Here is a 17,570-nt window from a genome sequence, read left to right as displayed (position 1 = left end):
AGAAAGGGTTTCAAACGAATCAAAACATAACCTTTCCCGTATTTACGGTATCAGCAAATTCAGGAGATTAAGGTTCAATTCGAGTGCGTTCATGATATCAGGTTGCGAAATTTCGCTAACAACATTTTGTTCTGCAAATAAAACATAAGTTTTCCTTCAAACAAATATTATTTGGTAAAACTTCTATTAAATCAGATTCTCTTCAAAAGCTCAGCACCAGCCGATTGCGTGTTCAATAGCAAGTGCGCAGGCGTCGAAGCATCCGAAATGTCTTTTGTACGGAAACCATCTTTCAAAAGTTTATCAACCGCCGCAATAATCGCATCCGATTCTTCTTTCAAGCCAAATGAAATGTCCAGCAACAATGCAGCAGAAAGAACAGAAGCTAACGGATTAGCAATGCCTTTTCCAGTAATGTCATGCGCTGAACCGTGGATCGGCTCGTAGACGCCCGTGCTATCGCCCACAGAAGCAGACGCCAACATGCCCATAGAGCCTGCAATCTGGCTTGCTTCATCCGTCAGAATGTCTCCGAACAAATTAGCCGTTACCACAACGTCGAAGCGTCTTGGATCTTTGATCAGCAACATTGCCGCTGAATCCACAAACTGGTGTTCAACCGTAACATCCGGATACTCAGGAGCAAGCGCCTGGATCACTTCTCTCCACAAACGGCTTGTTTCCAAAACGTTGGCTTTATCCACTGACATCAATCTTTTGCCACGCGTACGAGCAGCTTCAAATGCCTTGCGGCCAATGCGTTCTACTTCGTATCTGCTGTATTCCGCAATGTCGTAAGCAGTGTTGTTATCGTTTTTACGACCTTTTTCACCAAAATAAATATCCCCCGTAAGCTCACGGAAGAAAAGAATATCCGAACCTTTCAGAATTTCAGGCTTAATCGAAGACGCACTCAAAAGCTCATCAAACAACTTGATAGGGCGCAAATTGGCATACAAACCAAGCTCCTTACGCATTTTCAGCAAGCCTTGCTCCGGACGAACTTTGGCAGTTGGGTCATTGTCATATTTCGGATGGCCTACGGCGCCGAATAGGATTGCATCCGAGTTACGCATTTTTTCAAGCGTTTCATCTGGAAGCGGGTTACCAGTCGCTTCAATCGCAACGTGGCCCATTAATGCTTCGTCATAGCTGAACTCGTGACCGAATTTCTCAGCAATTTTCACCAAAACACTTTTCCCAACTTCTGTAACTTCTTGTCCGATTCCATCCCCCGGAACGATTAGAATATTTTTCTTCATTAATTGTTTGAATTGATAATCAATTATTTAATCATTTTCATTCTCGCCAAAAGCGGCGGTAAATCTCATATTTGATCTATAACAAAGCTTCAAATCGCGCTAACCAGCGGGATTTCGCCGATCAGTTCCGGGTTTGCGGGAATGCCGATTAGGTTTAGCATTTTTTGCGTGGCCATGATGGCTGAGACGGTTTGGTCAGAGTCTAATCCTCTGGTTTTTACGTCCTTGCCGTTGATTTCCCAGGTAATGATCGTTTCGCAAAGAGCGTCGGTTTTGCCGCCAGGCGGGATGCGCACTGCATAATCCGTCAGCATGGGCAGACTGATTCCTTTACGGCAATATATTTTCTTCAACGCATTCATAAAGGCATCATACTGACCGTCGCCCTGCGCATTTTCCTCGAAAATCTCGTCTTCAAACCTGATTTGCAGTGTGGCAGAAGGCTTTAAATTTTTAGAATGCGTGAGCACGTAATTGACGATAACAACCTTCTCCTCAATGGCATTACTAGCCAGAATATCAGAAATGATATAGGGCAGATCCTCAGGCGTCACCGCTTCTTTGCGATCGCCGAGTTCAATAATCCGCTGCGTGACTTTTTTTAGATCCGAGTCAGAAAGGGAGATTCCCAGATCCCTCAGATTATTCTCAATATTAGCTTTTCCGGAAGTTTTACCCAAAGCATAAAGCCGCTGACGACCGAAACGCTCTGGCATTAACTTACTGAAATACAGATTGTTCTTTTTATCGCCATCCGCGTGAATGCCAGCTGTTTGGGTAAAGACACTTTCACCAACGATTGGCTTATTAGATGGGATCCGGACACCAGAAAATGTCTCAACCAGCTTGCTAACCGTGTATAATGAGCGCTCGTTGACAGAGGTTTTAAATTCCGGCATGAGGTCATTGATGACTGCAATTGTGCTCGCCAGCGGCGCATTACCCGTTCTTTCACCCATGCCATTCACCGTCAAATGCAGCCCATGCGCACCTGCACGCAATGCTTCCATGACATTCGCGACGCTCAGGTCATAGTCGTTATGCGCGTGGAACTCGAAATGGCTGTCAGGATAACGGTCAACGATCGACTTGACAAAAGTATAGGATTCCGAAGGCGTTAGAATGCCCAGTGTATCAGGTAGCAAAATCCGTTTTACCGGCTGAGTCACCAGGAAATCAAGCGATTGGAAAACATATTCGGGTGAATCCCGCATGCCGTTGCTCCAATCTTCGAGATAGACGTTGCAATCGATACCTTGGTTTTCAGCCAATTCAATCACCTTACGAATGTCTTCAAAATGTTCGGCAGGTGACTTTTTAAGCTGATGTTTTAAATGATTCAGCGAACCTTTGGTCAAAAGATTCATTACACGCGCACCCGATTCCAGCATCCAGTTAATGGAAGCGTCGCCGTCTACAAAAGTTAAAACCTCAATTTTATCCAGAAAACCATTGGCCCTTGCCCATTCAGTGATTTTCCGGACAGCCTGAAATTCCCCTTCCGAAACCCGGGCCGAAGCAATTTCAATGCGGTCCACTTTCACTTCCTGCAACAGGATTTGCGCAATGGTCAACTTTTCTGATGCGGAAAACGACACGCCGCTGGTCTGCTCACCGTCGCGGAGTGTCGTGTCCATTATTTCAATATAGCGGCTGTTCATAAGTGCGGCGGCCGGCTTTAATAGATTCTTTCTGCTTCAAACTCCTTGATCTCGCCTTTCATAGCTTGCAGATAATCAATATCGTCGAAGCCATTCATCATGTTATGTTTTTTATAACCATTGATGTCGAAAGATTCAGATTCGCCGGAGCCTACGATCGTGATCGTCTGCGCATCAAGGTTCACCTCGAATTCCGCATTCGGATCGGCCTCAATGGCCTGGAATATTTTATCCAGAAATTCAGGACTAACCTGAACCGGCAAAATGCCGATATTCAATGAGTTACCTTTAAAAATATCCGCAAAAAAACTGGAAACCACGCAACGGAAACCATAATCATAGATCGCCCAGGCAGCATGCTCCCGGCTCGATCCGCTTCCGAAATTGTGACCGCCTACCAGGATTTTTCCTTTGTAAATCGGATTGTTTAATACAAAATCCGTCTTCGGCGTATCATCGCCATTGTAGCGCCAGTCACGGAAAAGGTTGTCACCGAATCCTTCGCGCTTGGTTGCTTTCAGAAAACGCGCAGGGATAATCTGGTCTGTATCAACGTTTTCTATCGGCAAAGGAACTGCCGTGCTTTTTAAAACTGTGAATTTATCGTAAGCCATGTTAATGTCGGGTTTGAATTAAAGAAGATCACGTGGGTCTGTAACAACGCCGGTCACTGCCGCAGCCGCAGCCACCAACGGACTAGCCAGAAGCGTTCTCGCGCCCGGGCCTTGGCGACCTTCGAAATTGCGGTTTGACGTGCTGACAGCATATTTTCCGGCTGGAATTTTGTCATCATTCATCGCCAGACAAGCTGAGCATCCTGGCTGACGAAGCTCAAATCCGGCTTCCGTAAGAATGTCCAAAATCCCTTCTTCTTTAATCTGCGCCTCCACAATGTGTGAACCTGGAACAACCCAAGCCGTCACATTATCAGCCTTTTTGCGACCTTTTACAATCGAAGCAAATGCACGGAAATCTTCAATGCGGCCATTGGTGCAGCTTCCGATGAAAACATAGTCTATTTTCTTGCCCAGCATAGATTCATTTTCATGGAAACCCATGTAAGCCAATGACTTATCGTATGTAGACTTTCCGCCTTCGACTTGTTCCGAAGTAGGGATATTCCTGGATATTCCCTGACCCATTCCCGGATTCGTTCCGTAAGTGATCATCGGTTCGATGTCCGCTGCATCGAAAGTATATTCTTTGTCAAAAACAGCGCCTTCGTCTGTTTTCAATGTCTTCCAGTAAGCAAGCGCCTCGTCCCACTTCTCTCCTTTTGGAGCCTGGTCGCGACCATCAATGTATGCAAATGTGGTTTCGTCCGGCGCGATCATGCCACCGCGTGCGCCCATTTCAATGCTCATGTTACAAACCGTCATACGGCCCTCCATGCTCATATTTCTGAAAACGTCACCCGCATATTCAACAAAATAACCCGTTGCGCCGGCTGTTGTCAGTTTGGAAATAACATAAAGCGTCACGTCTTTCGGCGTTACTCCCTTTCCCAATGTTCCGTTGACATTGACACGCATTTTCTTAGGCTTAGGCTGCATGATGCATTGCGAAGAAAGCACCATTTCCACCTCAGAAGTGCCTATGCCAAAGGCAATTGCGCCAAAAGCACCGTGTGTAGATGTATGTGAATCCCCGCAAACGATCGTCATGCCGGGAAGTGTAATTCCATTTTCTGGGCCTACTACGTGCACAATTCCGTTCCTGGCATGGCCAAGGCCCCAGTGTGAAATTCCGTACTTTAATGAGTTGGTTTCCAGCGCTTTCAATTGATTCGCAGAAAGCGCATCCTGAACTGGAAGGTGTTGATTGATTGTCGGCGTGTTGTGGTCGGCAGTCGCGAATGTTCTTTCAGGATACATTACACCAATATTTCTGCTTTCCAGACCCAGGAATGCAACCGGACTGGTTACTTCGTGGATGAAATGACGGTCGATAAAGAACACATCCGGACCATCTTCAATTTTGCGTACAACGTGTGCGTCCCACACCTTGTCGAAAAGGGTACTTGCTTGATTACTCATTTTTTTATTATTAAAATTTCGCCTCTTCAAGACTGACTTCTAAGAAATTGCGATCCAAACCGCCCTTTTCCCAAAAGGAGAACTGAGATTACAAATTACCACAAATTCAACCGAATAACGATAACGTTAAAGGTTCAAAAAATAGTGATTTTAGTTTTCAAGAGAAGTTTGAGCGGAAATTGTTATTGGCAGTGTCGACTTAGCGCCCGGCGGTCAAATTAAGCAGCGCATCTTTTAAAGGAGGCAAATGGATTTCTATGATGCGCCAGACGATTTCATAATCAATTCCGGCATAATCGTGCACCAAAATATGTCTTGATCTAATGATCCGCATCCATTCAATTTCCGGATATTGCTCACGAATGTCTTTTGGAACGCGATTAGCAGCCTCACCCAAGATTTGAATGTTCCTAATCACCGCATCCCGCGTTTTCCGATCTGCCAGGAAATCATCGAAGCCCATTCCCAATGTATATTCCAGAACCGTTTCAACGGAATCCAGCATATCCAGAAATAATATGGAAGGTGCCCGCTCAGACATAAATTAAGCTTTTTTCAATAAAAGGCAATAATGGGGCTTTCAAACCTTTTTTACTCACGAGGTCAACCTTCGTTTGAAGAATATCTTCCAGTTCAATAGCAAGATCGATGAATTCAAAACCGACAGGAGCCGAGAATTCGACAAGAATGTCTACATCACTGCTTTCATTGGCGTCATTTCGGGCATAGGAGCCGAAAAGTGCCATTGATTTTAAAGGATATTTGTTGAAAAAATAGCCTTTCGATTTGTTCAATTTATCTAATACGGTCTGTGTAGTCATGGTAAGCACATTATAACAATGAAGCTAGGCTTTTCAAAACACAATCCCAAATTACGCCTGCTTCTTCGGCGTCCTACCGAACTTCTCCTTATAAGTCTTTATAAAATGGGAAACGCTTTCGTAGCCGATCTCTGTGCTGATTTCCGAAACATTTTTAGTGCTGTTCCTAAGCAGAAAATCGGCGTAATCGATCCTTTTGTTTTTAAGCCAAAGCGCTGGGGAGGTGTTGAATTCGTCTTGGAAATCTCTTTTGAATGCGGACAAGCTGCGTCCGGAGAGGCGTGCTAGTTCGTTTAGTGTGAGTGGTTTGAGATAATAACTGTTCATCAGAAACGACAAATCGGCTTTTTCTCCTTTGTACAGGCTGTAAAGAATGGCGCGGAGTTGTTTTGAATTGTCCAATTCCAGCAAATGCAACAGTAATTCCTGAAATTTTAGTCTGAGAAAATGATTTTTCAATTCAGTACGTGATCGGAAATAAGGGAAAACCGATTGGATGAACTTCTCAAAATTCTCGTCTGACTTTAAAAGCAAAATCGGGTTTTCCAGCACTGCCATTGCTTTGGAAGGATTAAAAAGCTCAGGATGCAGGCTGACAAATTCCTTTAAAAGCTTTTCATCAAAAAAGAAAACCAAACTCTTATAAGCCTCATTAATCGACTCGGACATCAGGTAGAAACCACGCTGAACAAACAGAATGTCGCCTTTCTCAACACGCACTTCCTGCGTAGGGCTTGTAAATTTCTTCTCTCCCTCCAAAACCACAATCACCGCATGTTCTTCAAAAAACACATCATATTTAGAAGGATATACTTCGTTGCGATAGGCAACAAAAGTCATATCCTGAATCTTTAAAGATTCAAATTCCTGGGAGCTGATATCGGAAGGGACGCGGAGCATTTTTAAACCATAAATTGAAACAGATCCGGCTGGTCATTCAAATATTCATAAACCACCCGATTAGCATCCATTCTTTCGATTAATGGTGCAAAGTCTTCACGGTTTTTTAGCTCGATGCCGACTAATGCGGGGCCTTGCTCACGGTTGGTTTTCTTGACATATTCGAATCTTGCAATGTCGTCGTTTGGTCCGAGGACATTTAGAAATTCGCGGAATGCGCCGGAGCGTTGAGGGAAACGGATGATGAAGTAATGTTTTAAGCCTTCGTAGAGCAACGAGCGCTCTTTGATTTCTTCGGTTCTGGTAATGTCATTATTGCCTCCACTGATCAATGCGACGACATTCTTGCCTTTTATTTCTTCTTTTATTAAATCCAATGCTGCAACCGTGAGCGCACCTGCGGGCTCTGCAACGATGGCTTCTTCGTTATAAAGCTGCAAAATGGATGAGCAAACTTTGCCTTCCGGAACGAGGATCACTTTATCCAGACTTTTACTGCAAATTTCAAATGTGATCTCCCCAGCCCTGCGAACCGCCGCACCGTCAACAAATTTATCAATGTGCTCCAAAGTAACGACGTGCCCCTCCTGCATGGATTGATACATGGTTGGTGAACCTTCGGGTTCTACGCCTATCAGCTTTGTTTTGGGCGAAAGTTGTTTGAAAACGGTTGAAATACCCGAAGCCAAACCACCGCCACCAATCGCCATCAGCAAATAGTCAATCTTAAAATCAGCGTCTTTGAAAATTTCCAAACCCACAGTTCCCTGGCCTTCAATTACTTGCAAATCATCAAATGGATGCACAAAGACGGCATTATTCAAGGTTTGATATTCTTTGGAGGCATAATAGGCATCGTCATAAGTATCGCCTACCAAGTGAATCTCGATCCATTCCTGACCAAACAGTCTAACTTGTTTTACTTTCTGTGCTGGCGTGGTTGTAGGCATGAAAATCGCTCCTTTAACCTGCATTTTCTTGCATGCGTATGCTACGCCTTGTGCATGGTTGCCTGCGCTCGCACACACGACCCCGCCCGCAAGTGCCTCTGCGGACATGCTTGCCATTTTGTTATACGCGCCCCGAATTTTGTAGGAACGCACTGTTTGCAGATCTTCCCTTTTCAGGTAAATATTAGCCTGATATTGCTCTGAAAGATGTGCATTATAAAAGATTGGCGTGTGGTTAATGATGCCTCGAAGCCTTTCAGCGGCGAGGAAAATGTTGTCTAATGTCGGAGCGGAGTGAGCTGTATCCATTGCTGTTAATGAAAAAAGCCTTGCATGCTGCAAAGCTTCAAATTTCTCTATATTCTCAATTGCCGTTGGCTTAAGCCAACGGCAAAGAAAAAAATCTGATTAATTATTCTCTGGGCGCAGGCTGCGAACAGTTTTGCCGGCTCTCCACATTTCTGATTCACGAAGCTCAGCCAGTTCTTCTTCCAATTTCACACGGTAATCCGATTGCGAGTTACGTGTAATAGAGATATTTGCTTGCTCGCCGCTTTTTACGGAGTTGTAAAGTTGCTCGAAAACAGGCTTAGTAGCGTCACGGAATGGTTTCCACCAATCCAATGCACCGCGTTGTGCTGTTGTAGAGCAGTTTGCGTACATCCAGTCCATGCCGTTTTCAGCAACCAATGGCATCAATGATTGCGTCAATTCTTCAACTGTTTCGTTGAATGCTTCTGATGGAGAGTGTCCGTTTGAGCGAAGCACTTCGTATTGTGCTGCGAAAATTCCCTGGATAGCGCCCATTAATGTTCCACGCTCGCCTGTAAGGTCAGACGTAACTTCACGGTAGAAATCAGTTTCGAACAAATATCCTGAACCAACACCAATTCCCATTGCGATGCATTTCTCACGCGCTTTGCCAGTTGCATCCTGGAATATTGCAAAAGAAGAGTTCAAGCCTTTTCCTTCCACGAACAAGCGGCGAAGTGAAGTTCCTGATCCTTTTGGAGCAACCAAATACACGTCTACATCCGCAGGAGGAATAATTCCAGTTTGATCTTTGTAAGTTACACCGAAACCATGTGAGAAATACAACGATTTTCCGGCAGTAAGGTTAGCCTTAACAGTTGGCCATAATTCAATTTGAGCGGCGTCAGAAAGCAGGTAACAAATGATTGTTCCTTTTGCCAATGCTTCTTCCAATTCGAAAAGTGTTTCGCCAGGAACCCATCCGTCAGCAACGGCTTTGTCCCACGACTTACCTCCTTTGCGCTGTCCAACGATCACATTGAATCCGTTGTCACGCATGTTCAAGCTTTGGCCTGGGCCTTGTACGCCGTAACCAATTACAGCTATGGTTTCATTAGAAAGTACTTCACGTGCCTTTTCAAGAGGAAATTCTTCACGGGTTACTACTTCTTCTTCGACCCCGCCGAAATTTAATTTTGCCATTGATTATTGATTGGATTATTGATTACTCGATTTAAAAACAATATTAGGTAAAGTTGACCGGTTACTGATAATACTCCCACTCAGCCTCAGGAAGGTAATCCACAAGCGTCTGAGGCGATTTACTCACTGCAACACGTCCTGATCTTACAAATTCAAGGATTTCGTGTGGTTTGATATAGTCAAAGAATTCAAAAATTTCTTCTTCCGTGCCCGTCTTCTGAATGATCACATAAGTCAAATGCCAGTAAACGACCCAGGCTTTATAAGTCTTGTTAATGGTCTCAATGTCAAGTGGTTTTGCACCAATTGGCGTTGAGATTTTAAACAATGCGATCTCATTGTAAGCAATATCATCATTGAGATAACCAAAAACAGCCAGCACTTCAATCACCTTACGGATCTGGCGGACGAGCTTTTCAACTGCGTCGCGGGACTCATGGCGAATGACGATGGTAAACCTTGAAATACCCTTACGCTCCGTCTCAGAAACCGTAAGACTATCGATATTAATGCGTCTGCGTGTCAGAATGGTGGTAATCTTGTTCAGAATACCAATCGTATTTTCTGTAAAAACACAAATGGTGTATGTTGTCATGATCAATTAATGTCTATTTTATTCCAATCTGATATCTGCCACGCAAGCTCCGGTTGGAACCATTGGGAACACATTTTCTTCTTTTTCTACCAACACTTCCAACAAATAAGGCTTATCGGAAGCCAGCATTTTATCCAGCGAATCATTCAAATTCTCCCTCGCGCCGCACGTGTGTCCGTCGATGCCAAAACCTTTTGCTATGGTGATGAAATCCGGGTTTTGAAGTTCCACAAATGAATAGCGTTTCTGGTGGAAGAGCTGTTGCCACTGGCGCACCATTCCAAGGAAGTTGTTATTCAAAATGATGATCTTAACCGGCAAACCGCTCTGTGCGATGGTTCCCAATTCCTGGATCGTCATTTGGAAACAACCGTCGCCAATAATCGCAACAACCTCACGATCAGGCGCTCCTACTTTTGCACCAAATGAGGCAGGCAATGCAAAACCCATTGTCCCTAGTCCACCGGAAGTAATAAAAGAGTTCGCTTTTTTGAACTGATAATAACGCGCAGTCATCATCTGGTGCTGGCCAACGTCGGCTACAATCACTGCTTCGCCTTTTGTTTTATCTGAAAGCGTGCGGATCACTTCAGCCATTTTGATCTTTTCCGTTGTCGGAGCAAGTTCTGGCTGCGTAATTTTCTGATCCTCAATTGCATCGTATCTTTTAAATTCCTCGCGCCATGCTTCGTGATTATTTTCTTTAACCAATGGAAGCAACATTTCAAGCGCCCGTTTGGCATCACCTACAACCGGTGCGTCCGCTTTCACGATCTTGTCAATTTCCGCAGGGTCAATTTCAATGTGAACGACCTTCGCCTGCTTCGCATAGCGGCTCAAATCACCCGTAACGCGGTCATCGAAGCGCATTCCGACTGCAATAATGACGTCGCATTGGTTGGTCAACACATTAGTTCCGTAATTTCCATGCATTCCAAGCCAGCCTACATAATTAGGATGGTCGCATGAAACGGAAGAAAGTCCGAGTAATGTCGAAGCCGCTGGAATGTCTGTTTTTTCAATGAATTGGATCAATTCCGCTTCTGCATTCGCAATCTGTACACCATGTCCGAAGAACAGGAATGGGCGTTTTGCATTGTTAATCAGTTTGGCAGCCGCTGCAACCTGCTCTTCTTTCGGAGACAAGCGTGGGTGATAGCTAACCAGTTTTTCACATTTTTTGTGAACAAATGGCCGCGTCATCAATTTCTGCTGCGCATCCTTTGTAATGTCGATCAGGACAGGTCCCGGACGACCGGATTTTGCTATATAAAATGCTTTTGCAATGATCTCAGGAACTTCATCCGCATTGGTAATCTGGTAATTCCATTTCGTGATTGGAATGGTAACGCCCATTACATCAGTTTCCTGGAATGCATCCGTTCCCAGCAAATGAGAAGCCACCTGACCAACAATGCAAACCATTGGTGTTGAGTCGATTATCGCATCAGCAATCCCGGTTACAAGATTCGTTGCTCCCGGGCCGGAAGTTACGAGGCACACGCCCACCTCACCCGTAATGCGCGCGAAACCCTCCGCTGCATGCGCCGCACCTTGCTCATGACGCACCAGAATGTGGTTAACCTGATCCTGATAATCATAAATCGCGTCATACACCGGCATGATCGCCCCACCCGGATAACCGAAAATGGTCTCAACCCCTTCCGCGATCAGCGACTGGATCACCGCATGTGAACCATTGATCAACTCCGGCTTAGCAATCGAAGCCACCGGCTCGATCACCTGCATTGTTTGTGTTTGATTTTCATTAAATCCCATGACTCCTCTATTTATTTAGTCGGATGAATTTTATGCTTATTACGCTTCGTCCGTTACGCAGCCTTCGGCGGCGGATTTTACGGTTCTGATGTATCTTCCTAACATTCCTTTTGTAAACTTCGGAGCGGGCTGTACCCAAGCCGCTTTGCGGGCTGCCATTTCTTCGTCCGAAATGTGCAAGGTTAGCTGACGTGTGTTGGCGTCGATGGAAATGCGGTCGCCGTCTTTTACCAGGGCGATCGGGCCTCCGTCGAATGCTTCGGGTGTAATGTGACCCACTACGAATCCGTGCGTTCCGCCTGAAAAACGGCCGTCAGTAATCAATGCAATCTTGTCTCCTAGCCCTGCCCCCATTACAGCAGAAGTTGGTTTCAACATTTCCGACATGCCTGGCCCGCCTTTTGGACCAGCATTACGGATTACAACCACGTGTCCTTCTTTAATTTCTCCTTTTGAAAGCATGGTAATGATCTCCGATTCGTGCTCGCAAACTTTTGCTTCGCCGTCAAAAGTCATCCCTTCCTTTCCCGTAATTTTCGCAACCGCGCCCGTTGGCGTCAGGTTACCATACATGATCTGAATGTGACCGCTTGATTTGATGGCTTGCTCCAAAGGAAAAACCATTTTCTGTGTGTCAAAATTAAGATCAGGAGCTTCTGCAAGGTTTTCCGCAACTGTTTTACCCGTTACTGTAATGCAATCTCCGTGGATTAAACCTTTGGAATACAAATATTTTGTGATCGCGGGAACCCCACCGATTTCCAAAATATCTTCCATATAATATTTACCGCTAGGCTTCAAATCCGCGATAAATGGTGTGCGATCTGAAATTGCCTGAATGTCATCCAATGTTAGCCAAAGTCCTGCTGAACGTGCGATGGCTAAGAAGTGCAATGCTGCATTTGTAGAACCGCCGAGCGCCATAACAACGGTTAATGCGTTTTCAAGGGACTTTTTGGTGATGATTTCTTTTGGTGTAATGTTCAGCTCCAAAAGCTTTTTCATCGCCGCGCCGATTTTCTTGCATTCTTCCTGCTTGCCTTCGTGCGTTGCCGGGTAAGAACTGCTGAATGGCAGGCTCATTCCCATCGCTTCAATCGAAGCCGCCATGGTGTTCGCCGTGTACATGCCACCGCAAGCGCCCTGACCAGGAATTGAATTTTGAATAACGCCTTTGAAATCTTCATCTGAAATGTTGTTGGCAAACTTCTTTCCAAGCGCTTCAAATGCAGAAACGATATCCAGTTTTTGTCCTTTATAATGTCCTGAACGGATTGTTCCGCCATAAACCATTATCGCAGGGCGATCGATACGCGCCATCGCCATTACGGCTCCCGGCATATTTTTATCACAACCCACAACCGCAATCACGCCGTCGTACCACTGTGCGGAAACCACTGTTTCAATCGAATCCGCAATAATGTCGCGACTTGGCAGCGAGTAACGCATTCCGTCATTTCCGTTCGTCATTCCATCAGAAACGCCGATTGTGTTGAAGATCAAACCCACCATTTCATTGGCCGTTACGCCTTGTTTCACATACACAGAAAGTCCGTTCAAGTGCATATTACAAGGATTTCCTTCATATCCTGTGCTCGCAATCCCGATCTGTGGTTTTGCAAAATCTTCTTCTTTTAACCCGATGCCGTAAAGCATTGCCTGTGCGGCTGGATTAGTAACTTCTTGTGTGAGGGTTTTAGAAAATCTGTTAAGTTCTGTTGCCATGGTGAATATGTTGTAAATAAAAACACCTCATTCAGTGCGGTGAGTGAGGTGCCAGGTTTTATGCAAATCGTCCTCACTCACGCTAACGCGTGACTAGAAATAGAACTGGGACGATTAAAATGATTTTCATTAGCGTAACTATCAGGTCTAGCGAAATTTCGCTGATTTTTTATTTGTGATACAAATTAGAAGGGTATCTTTCTATTTTCCAAACATTCGCACGATTTTTTGAAGATATTCTGAGATAAATACCAAATTAATGTTTGGTCAAGGATGGTTTCAGGAAAATATTTAATTTTGACCATCGCAAAATCCATAACTATGCTAACCACCGAATCGTCGTCCAAATACCAGGATCTGGAAAAAATGAGCGTTCAGGATATTTTGTTTTCTATTAACAAGGAAGATAAAACGGTCCCGAATGCAGTTGAAAAAGCCATCCCGCAAATTGAAGCGCTGGTGTCGCAAATTGTGCCGCGCATGCAGCGGGGCGGACGGTTATTTTACATTGGCGCAGGCACAAGCGGCCGTTTAGGCGTTGTAGATGCGTCGGAATGCCCACCTACATTCGGCGTTCCGTTTGATCTGGTGGTGGGAATCATTGCGGGAGGCGATAAGGCAATCCGTAAAGCGGTTGAAAATGCCGAAGATGACTGGAACCAGGCATGGCTGGATCTGGCACCTTATCAATTGAATGAAAATGACACATTAATAGGCATAGCTGCATCGGGACGAACGCCTTATGTGATTGGTGGATTGAACGAAGCGCAAAAAGCGGGTTTGCTGACAGGTTGTGTTGTTTGTAATGATGGCTCACAGGTTGCCAAAGCAGCGGAATTTCCGGTGGAAGTGGTTGTAGGCCCTGAATTTTTGACGGGAAGCACGCGTATGAAATCTGGGACCGCTCAGAAATTGGTTTTAAACATGATCTCAACGGCTGTAATGATCCGCTTAGGCAAAGTGAAAGGCAATAAAATGATCGATATGCAGCTTACCAATGAAAAACTGGTGAATCGCGCGCAGCAAATGATCATTGACGAGTTGAATGTCGATGCCGCAGAAGCTGAGAAGTTGTTGAATCAATACGGAAGTGTTCGCGGGGCGATTGAATCTGTGCAAAAATAAATGCTAGATTTTTAAGACAATTTTCCCAAACTGCTGACCGGAATCCATCAAGCGTAATGCCTTTTCGGCTTGGTCTAATGGGAAGACGGTGTCAATGATAGGGATAATCTCTTTTTCTTCCACAAACCGGATCATGTCATTGAATTCGGATTCGGTTCCGATAGTTGTGCCAAGAATGTTGAGTTGTTTGAAAAAAACTTTGGCCGGAACAATGTCGGTAATGTTGCCGGTTCCGCCGCCATAGAAGCAGATTCTGGCGCCGGGAGCGGCAATGTCAATTAATTTCGCAAATCCGGCACCGCCTGCGCTGTCAATAATAACATTGAAATAGCCCAGCTTCGGACCTCTTGCTTTCACTAACAGATCTCTGAACCAGGTTGGATTTTTATAATTAATCCCGCCTTTGGCACCCAATTCAATCGCTTTTTGAATTTTTTGATCTGAACCGGAAGTAACCCAAACTTCCGCTCCTGCCGCAATGGCGAACTGAATGACAAAAAGTGCAACGCCTCCGCCCGCACCCGTCACTAAAACTTTATCGCCCGACTGAAAATTCGCACGTGTATGCAGCGCACGCCACGCCGTCAATGCGCCAAGCGGCAATGTTGCGGCTTGCTCAAAAGAAAGATAAGCTGGCTTTTTGAACAGATAACGGGCTTCTACTTTGACAAATTCAGCAAAAGTCCCGTTATCCGGCAAACCTAATATTTTATGATCCGCTCCGTAAAAAGCCGGATTATCACCCCAATTATGCGATGGATTAATAAGCACTTCCTTACCGATCCATGCCGGATCAACCCCTTCTCCCACTTCACTTACAATGCCAGCGCCATCGGAACCGGGGATGATGGGCGTCGTGATTTTAGGATAAAGTCCTTTTTGGATCCAGACGTCGCGGTGATTTAATGAAGCTGCTTTTAATTGAACTATCACCTCGCCCGAACCGGCCTGTGGTTTTTCAACCTCTTCTATAACCAAAGGCTCGTGAAGATTTTTAATGACAGCAGCTTTCATTCATTCGAGGTTTTAAATGTCAGAGTAATCCGTTGGCGTCAGGAAAAAGCTTGTGTTCTTCGAAACGTTGTTTTGATACTCAGGATTTACTTTTAGCTTATTCCACTCCGCATCAGATCCAAATGCTTTCCAATGTTCGTCACGGGAAGCTTTGTTGTCGAATGTGGTCATGTACATCAAATTCGGCTGGTGACTTCCGGCAATAACTTCTGCGTAGAAAACCGCATTAAAACCAAGTCGCTCAAAAAGAGGGACTTCGCCGCCGTCATTGAACATTTTTACTTTGTTCTGATAAATTTTTTCTGTGTGACCTTCGTAGCTGCGCAGTTCATAAACACGGTCTGCTTTTGGGCCGGTTAATCCTGGTTTTTTGTGCATGGGCATTCCTGTAAATGCTTGAAGCAAAATTGTTTCGTAACGAGCGTAAGGTGCATTTTTATACTCAGCATCAATGTAATCCTTTCCGGCCGACGCGTAGGCTGCATCTTTTGCAAGCGTTTTAGGCAGTTCAAGCAATTGTTCCAGCGATTTCAATGGCGTGAAAACGTAGATTAGTTTCCCAGCGGCAGCTGTATCAGAAGCAACGGGCTTGAAAACTCCTACATTTTTGATGCCGGCGCGGTGCATGGCAGGAATGTAAGCGTCTTTGAGATAATTTTCAACACGCGTTCCTTGTTCAGCGTTTTTGAGTTGATAAATTCTGATCTCGTAAAATTCTCTTTTGGGAGGAGCAGCTGCAATGCTTAATACGGCTGCGAACAAAAATACTGCGGTAAAAAGACCGCTCTTCAAGTAACTTATCATCGTTTTGGTAAAGGTAATAGGTGGATCATTGTAGGAAAAAGTCTACTTAAATGCTTTCTACCGCTATACGCCACGAAAATAATTTACCAACAACCTATTTTAGAACTTCGGACAAGAAAGCTGCCGTTTGCTGCTCTTACTCCTTCTGGGTTTAGACTCAATAGGATCAAACACATAGGAAAGCGAAATCTCATGCGCACCACCACTGCTGGCGCCTAATGTAGAAATGGTTAAGTCGTAGCTATAACCGATTGAAAACTTGTCCTGTCTGTAACCCGCCAAAAACACCAGCGATTCGTGGTTATTGATGTTCTGCTCGTATTTTTTGAAAGGTATTCCCCGATACCAAACCCCCAAAACCAACGGCTCAATGGTTGCGTAAAGTCCTGCGTCAAACTGATCATATTTGCCTTGCTTTTTGTACATAATGGCAGGCGAAATCGTTTTTTCCTTATCAATTTCATCCCCAAGGAATGTATAACCAGCAAAAGGAATTCTTAACCCGGCCTGGAAACTGGTTTTCATAGGTAACCTGGCTTCGGTTAGTGAAGAAAATGCCTGGTTAGGACGGTTCAAATGATGCGCCGAAATCCCCGCCCAATACCAATCTGAATACAACATTAACCCAGACCCAAAATCAGCGTAATTTACATTAGGACCGCCTAATGCGAAGGGATCATCCGAAGGGCGGCCCGTAAGTCCGCCATTATCATATTGATCACCAAATGTCAGTCCGAAATAATCCAGTTTCCGGGAAACAAACCCGCCCTGAATTCCTAATCTTAATGAAGTAACATCATTCAACTGGATCTGATAGGAATATTGAAGCGCAATGTCGGTTGATTTTAAATTACCCAAACCCTGGCTGTCCATCGTTACCAAAACGCCCAACCCGCTGTTGTAATTAGGCAGAAAAACATCTGCACCAAAGGAGGTGGTCACGAAATTCGCTGAAAGTGAAGGCCATTGATTCCTGTAATTGATCGTCGCACGCGGCGCGAGCGCACCACCCGCCAAAGCAGGGTTCAGATATAACGGATTGGCATAAAATTGAGAAAACTGCGGGTCCTGGCTCCAACCTTTCAGGCAAAGCAGTGTCAGTACAAAAAGGAGAAGTAAACGCTTTGTCATAAATATTTCTTATTGCCGCAAGTTCAAAAGCGGGAGGAAAACAGGCTCAAAAAAAATACAAAATTAAATTCACAAAATATCATCAAATTGCGTATTAATATTCAAATTAGAGTGGTTTTTACGACATTACCGCACAAAATTTTAACATTTTATTTTCGTTAGTAGTGTCAGGTAATCCGAATATTAATTGTGGTGGCGTGGGGTGTTTGAACTAGTAACGAAACATGGGGCGATTTTATAATAAGTACCAACAAATATTTTATTTAACATTCTTTCTGCTCCTGCTGACCACAGTGTGTGCTAACGCACAAG

Annotated in this window: 16 protein-coding genes; 1 reads left to right on the top strand and 15 read right to left on the bottom strand. The window is 44.7% G+C overall.

Features of this window, described 5'->3' with window-relative positions; genetic code table 11:
* Positions 1 to 191: 191 nt before the first annotated feature.
* The 12 genes from leuB to ilvD form a co-directional block, all read right to left on the bottom strand.
* On the bottom strand, positions 192 to 1,262 hold the full coding sequence (gene leuB / locus NFI80_RS19100) for a 3-isopropylmalate dehydrogenase (RefSeq protein WP_233799143.1): 1,071 nt from the start codon (positions 1,260 to 1,262) through the stop codon (positions 192 to 194).
* Between the two features lie 89 nt (positions 1,263 to 1,351).
* Positions 1,352 to 2,923: a hydroxymethylglutaryl-CoA lyase-like TIM-barrel protein gene (locus tag NFI80_RS19095; RefSeq protein ID WP_235165826.1), complete on the bottom strand. Its 1,572-nt coding sequence runs from the start codon at positions 2,921 to 2,923 to the stop codon at positions 1,352 to 1,354.
* Positions 2,924 to 2,940: 17 nt separating this feature from the next.
* Positions 2,941 to 3,537, bottom strand: a complete 597-nt coding sequence (gene leuD, locus NFI80_RS19090; protein WP_233799147.1) for a 3-isopropylmalate dehydratase small subunit — start codon at positions 3,535 to 3,537, stop codon at positions 2,941 to 2,943.
* Between the two features lie 18 nt (positions 3,538 to 3,555).
* Positions 3,556 to 4,959 carry a 3-isopropylmalate dehydratase large subunit gene (leuC, locus tag NFI80_RS19085; RefSeq protein WP_235160949.1) on the bottom strand — a complete coding sequence of 468 codons (1,404 nt, stop codon included), beginning with the start codon at positions 4,957 to 4,959 and terminating at the stop codon, positions 3,556 to 3,558.
* A 199-nt stretch (positions 4,960 to 5,158) separates the two neighbouring features.
* A complete protein-coding gene (locus NFI80_RS19080) occupies positions 5,159 to 5,500 on the bottom strand; it encodes a HepT-like ribonuclease domain-containing protein (protein ID WP_235165824.1) in 342 nt (113 codons plus the stop codon).
* The gene (locus tag NFI80_RS19075) at positions 5,493 to 5,780 is read right to left on the bottom strand and encodes a nucleotidyltransferase family protein (RefSeq protein ID WP_235160947.1); all 288 of its coding nucleotides are present in this window, start codon (positions 5,778 to 5,780) and stop codon (positions 5,493 to 5,495) included. Before NFI80_RS19075 ends, NFI80_RS19080 begins: the two co-directional genes overlap by 8 nt.
* A gap of 51 nt (positions 5,781 to 5,831) precedes the next feature.
* A complete protein-coding gene (locus NFI80_RS19070) occupies positions 5,832 to 6,680 on the bottom strand; it encodes an AraC family transcriptional regulator (RefSeq protein ID WP_235165822.1) in 849 nt (282 codons plus the stop codon).
* 2 nt (positions 6,681 to 6,682) lie between these two features.
* A complete protein-coding gene (gene ilvA, locus NFI80_RS19065) occupies positions 6,683 to 7,939 on the bottom strand; it encodes a threonine ammonia-lyase (protein ID WP_235165820.1) in 1,257 nt (418 codons plus the stop codon).
* Positions 7,940 to 8,038: 99 nt separating this feature from the next.
* Positions 8,039 to 9,085, bottom strand: coding sequence for a ketol-acid reductoisomerase (gene ilvC, locus NFI80_RS19060; RefSeq protein ID WP_026631941.1), 1,047 nt, complete (start codon positions 9,083 to 9,085; stop codon positions 8,039 to 8,041).
* Positions 9,086 to 9,146: 61 nt separating this feature from the next.
* Positions 9,147 to 9,680 (bottom strand): acetolactate synthase small subunit, encoded by a 534-nt coding sequence (gene ilvN / locus NFI80_RS19055; RefSeq protein WP_026631940.1) that lies wholly within the window; start codon positions 9,678 to 9,680, stop codon positions 9,147 to 9,149.
* Positions 9,681 to 9,698: 18 nt separating this feature from the next.
* Positions 9,699 to 11,459: a biosynthetic-type acetolactate synthase large subunit gene (ilvB, locus tag NFI80_RS19050; RefSeq protein WP_235165819.1), complete on the bottom strand. Its 1,761-nt coding sequence runs from the start codon at positions 11,457 to 11,459 to the stop codon at positions 9,699 to 9,701.
* Between the two features lie 39 nt (positions 11,460 to 11,498).
* Positions 11,499 to 13,184 carry a dihydroxy-acid dehydratase gene (gene ilvD / locus NFI80_RS19045; protein WP_233799155.1) on the bottom strand — a complete coding sequence of 562 codons (1,686 nt, stop codon included), beginning with the start codon at positions 13,182 to 13,184 and terminating at the stop codon, positions 11,499 to 11,501.
* A gap of 321 nt (positions 13,185 to 13,505) precedes the next feature.
* On the opposite strand from ilvD, the gene murQ reads away from it, so the two are divergent.
* Positions 13,506 to 14,309, top strand: a complete 804-nt coding sequence (murQ, locus tag NFI80_RS19040) for an N-acetylmuramic acid 6-phosphate etherase (protein ID WP_235165818.1) — start codon at positions 13,506 to 13,508, stop codon at positions 14,307 to 14,309.
* 3 nt (positions 14,310 to 14,312) lie between these two features.
* On the opposite strand, the gene NFI80_RS19035 is transcribed toward murQ, so the two are convergent.
* The 3 genes from NFI80_RS19035 to NFI80_RS19025 form a co-directional block, all read right to left on the bottom strand.
* Positions 14,313 to 15,323 carry a zinc-binding dehydrogenase gene (locus NFI80_RS19035; protein ID WP_235165817.1) on the bottom strand — a complete coding sequence of 337 codons (1,011 nt, stop codon included), beginning with the start codon at positions 15,321 to 15,323 and terminating at the stop codon, positions 14,313 to 14,315.
* 12 nt (positions 15,324 to 15,335) lie between these two features.
* Positions 15,336 to 16,127, bottom strand: a complete 792-nt coding sequence (locus NFI80_RS19030) for an NIPSNAP family protein (protein ID WP_374759694.1) — start codon at positions 16,125 to 16,127, stop codon at positions 15,336 to 15,338.
* 99 nt (positions 16,128 to 16,226) lie between these two features.
* Positions 16,227 to 17,258, bottom strand: coding sequence for a PorP/SprF family type IX secretion system membrane protein (locus tag NFI80_RS19025; protein WP_026631933.1), 1,032 nt, complete (start codon positions 17,256 to 17,258; stop codon positions 16,227 to 16,229).
* Positions 17,259 to 17,570: the final 312 nt, after the last annotated feature.

This window comes from Dyadobacter chenhuakuii (genome assembly GCF_023821985.2).
Taxonomy (GTDB): Bacteria; Bacteroidota; Bacteroidia; order Cytophagales; family Spirosomataceae; genus Dyadobacter; species Dyadobacter chenhuakuii.
Note: the sequence above shows the minus strand (reverse complement) of the source record. Positions and strands in the feature narration are given on the sequence as shown.